This window comes from Citrobacter sp. Cpo045, assembly GCF_030332875.1.
Taxonomy (GTDB): Bacteria; Pseudomonadota; Gammaproteobacteria; order Enterobacterales; family Enterobacteriaceae; genus Citrobacter; species Citrobacter portucalensis.
Window position 1 is genome coordinate 1 of the sequence record NZ_JAOWGZ010000019.1, and the last position, 3,156, is coordinate 3,156.

The following is a 3,156-nucleotide window of genomic DNA, read 5'->3' on the forward strand; positions in this document are numbered from 1 at the left end:
AAAATCGGCCCAGATCCGCGAAATTTTAATCAGCGAGTCAGCTTGGGAAGAAATGACCTGCTTATTCGCACCTTCCCTAGCTAAAGCAAAAAAAAGTGCTCAAAAAATTCTGGAGAAAAAATCCGTTTCTGCCGATACTGCCTCTGCGGGCTGTGCCTATTTCAGGCCAATGGACTCTCACCGTTAAGAGATGGGGAAAATGAACTGGCAGCGCTTCAACAAAGTAAGTAGTTTTTCAGGAGAAACCAGTGGCATAGTAAAGAAAAATTTTATTATTACCGCGGCGTTGCTGAGCAGTCTCTTTCTGGCGGCAATAGTGAGTCTTTTATATATCGCGGATAATCTTAATAATAAAGCAGACGCGCGCAGCAGTTTACTTTTGCAAAAAGCCCTCACTAACCGGCAGGAAAAGATACGCACAAATTTAATGGATAATGCCGACTGGGGCGAAGCGTATAATAATTTGCACAAGCAGGTGAATGTTAAATGGGCATGGGACAGCCAGAACCTTGGTGAATCGCTTTACACGAATTACCAGTATGAAGGCGTATTTGTTTTGTCTCCCGCCGGGGAGACGCGTTATAGCGTCATTGAAGGAAATCTTGTCAGCCAGCCTTTCGAGAAATGGCTCAACCGGAACATCACCAAAGAACTTTTTAACGACCTCTCACAAAGCCAGGGTAAAGCCGTCTCACGCCTTATGATGACCAACGGGCAACTCACCTTACTGACGGCGGCCCGGATCACGTCGGGAGACGATGAAAGCATCACGCCGGTGGCGGAAGATGCCTCGGTACTGATTTTCGCCGACGTGTTAACGCCCGTTAAACTGGAGAAAATGGGCAACGAATACGGCATTCATAATGCGCATACGTTCGGCAGAATGGAGCCACACCTGAAAGCCGACTACCGGGAAGCTCAGCTTATTTTACCCATTGATAATGGCGATGTTCTGATTGAGTGGCGAAGCGACGATCCGGGCAGAGCGCTGATGAACCGGGAGCTGCCGTTAATCATCATTCTGATGTTATCGACCATTGCATTTACCTGGTTGATGCGGCGTGGTGCGTTAATCAAAGCGCAAATTAATGACGAAAATGTTTCCCTGCTTGAGCAAAGCCGACAAGCGCTTACGGCAAGTGAACGACGCTTTCGCGACGTCATTGAAGCCACCACCGACTGGATTTGGGAAGCGGACAGCGAGGCACGGCTAACGTGGTTATCCGACCGTTTTTCCGGCGTTACCGGTCATCATTCTGACGACTGGCTTGGGCGGAACATGTTGGATTTCATCCACAGCGACAAAATCCTTTTTCATCACTGGCTGCTGAATCCGCAGACGAGCAGTAATTACACGCTCAAAAAGGCCCGCTATTTCTCAGATCAGGGCCATCAGCGTTACTGCAATGTGGTGGCGAAGCGCGCCATTATGGATGATGGTTCTATGGGCTTTCGCGGTACGGTGACCGATGTCACTCTGGAAGTGGAGGCGCAGGAGCGTGCCGAGTATTTATCGCGGCATGATGAATTAACCGGCCTGCCAAACCGGGTCAGAATGAAAGAGTTTCTGGAAGGTGAGCTGCGTTCTTTACCCGATCCGGATCATCCCCTGGCCATGATCAGCCTCGACCTGGATAAATTCAAACCGGTAAATGATTTATTCGGCCACAATGCGGGCGATGCGTTACTCAATGAAGTCGCCAGCCGGTTGCGGTCCTGTACCCGTAAAATCGATCTGGTTGCCCGGCAGGGCGGAGATGAGTTTATCCTTATTCTGCCGGATATTTATGTGCGTAAAGACATAGAGACGCTCTGCCAGCGCATTGCCAGTGAAATAAGCCGGCCTTTTATCGTTAACGGCAATGAAGTGTATATCAGCGTGAGTATGGGGATTGCACTGGCGCCTCAGGATGCAATGAACGCCAGCGATCTGATTCGGTTATCCGATATCGCATTGTATAAAGCGAAAAATACCGGTCGCAATAACTGGGTGTTTTACGAACCCAACATGGGCGAGTACTTAATTCAGCGCCGGGAAATGGAAAAAGAGTTTCGTGAAGCGTTATGCACAGACCAGTTTCAGCTGGTTTATCAGCCCCGTTACGACATTGAAACCTCGCGTATCGCTGCTGTCGAAGCACTGGTTCGCTGGCAGCATCCGCGTCTCGGTTTACTGATGCCGGATCAGTTCATCCCGCTTGCGGAAGAGACGGGCCTGATCGTTGCCATGAGTGATGTGGTGCTGGAGAAAGCCTGTAAAGATATGGTGCATCTCTCGCCCGATTTGGTTATTTCGGTCAATATTTCGGCGGTGGAGTTTAATACCCGTGGCCTGGCGAAACGGGTAAAGGCTGCGCTGCAAAAATCGGGGCTTAAACCGTCCCGGCTGGAGTTAGAAATTACCGAAAACGTGACGATTTCCAATCCGGATATCACGCTGGAAACCATGAAGCAGCTGAAGGATATCGGCGTACGCTTTTTGATTGATGACTTTGGAACCGGCTACTCGGCATTAAGCTATCTGAAACGCTTCCCGTTCGACGGAATAAAGCTGGATAAATCTTTTGTGTTCGCCATGGAGGAATCGGAAAACGCCAAAATCATCGTTGAGAATATTATCGGCCTTGGCAAAGCCTATTCGCTGGCTATCACCGCTGAAGGCGTGGAAACGGCGGAGCAGTTGAAAAGGCTTAAACAATATCACTGTGACGAGGCGCAAGGGTATTTCATCGGGAAGCCTGTCGCGCTTGATGCGTTAAATTTAGACGTGGCATTTAGTGTGTGAATGCACGTCAGTGGATGGCGGAGCCAGGTTCCGTCGCCGTTTCTACTGAAGATTACCGAGGCAGGCTGCGCGTCTGCCTCGGTGTGTTGTCAGGCGGCTTTAAATGTATTCCCGATCTGTTTTAACGCGCGCTTCATTTCCGCGACGGTTTGGCGTGCGGAGTCTAGTTGAGTAAGCAGCGCTTCCTCCTGCGTATTCATCGCCACAAGCACCAGACAGCCCTCGCTAATTTTCACCGTGTAATGTTGGCCGGGTGCAAAACCCGCTTCGCATAGCCATTTACCCTGACAGGGGGCACTGTTGCAAAGTTAGCGATGAGGCAGCCTTTTGTCTTATTCAAAGGCCTTACATTTCAAAAACTCTGCTTACCA

At 49.8% G+C, this 3,156-nt stretch carries 1 protein-coding gene and 2 pseudogenes; 2 read left to right on the forward strand and 1 reads right to left on the reverse strand.

Features of this window, described 5'->3' with window-relative positions:
• Both OGY13_RS25075 and OGY13_RS00115 read left to right on the forward strand, forming a co-directional pair.
• Positions 1 to 187: pseudogene (locus OGY13_RS25075) on the forward strand (hypothetical protein); the annotation flags it as partial.
• Between the two features lie 12 nt (positions 188 to 199).
• Positions 200 to 2,785, forward strand: coding sequence for a bifunctional diguanylate cyclase/phosphodiesterase (locus OGY13_RS00115; RefSeq protein WP_220704021.1), 2,586 nt, complete (start codon positions 200 to 202; stop codon positions 2,783 to 2,785).
• Positions 2,786 to 2,874: 89 nt separating this feature from the next.
• On the opposite strand, the pseudogene OGY13_RS00120 reads toward OGY13_RS00115, so the two are convergent.
• A pseudogene (locus tag OGY13_RS00120) lies at positions 2,875 to 3,060 on the reverse strand (SymE family type I addiction module toxin); the annotation flags it as partial.
• Between the last annotated feature and the right edge of the window lie 96 nt (positions 3,061 to 3,156).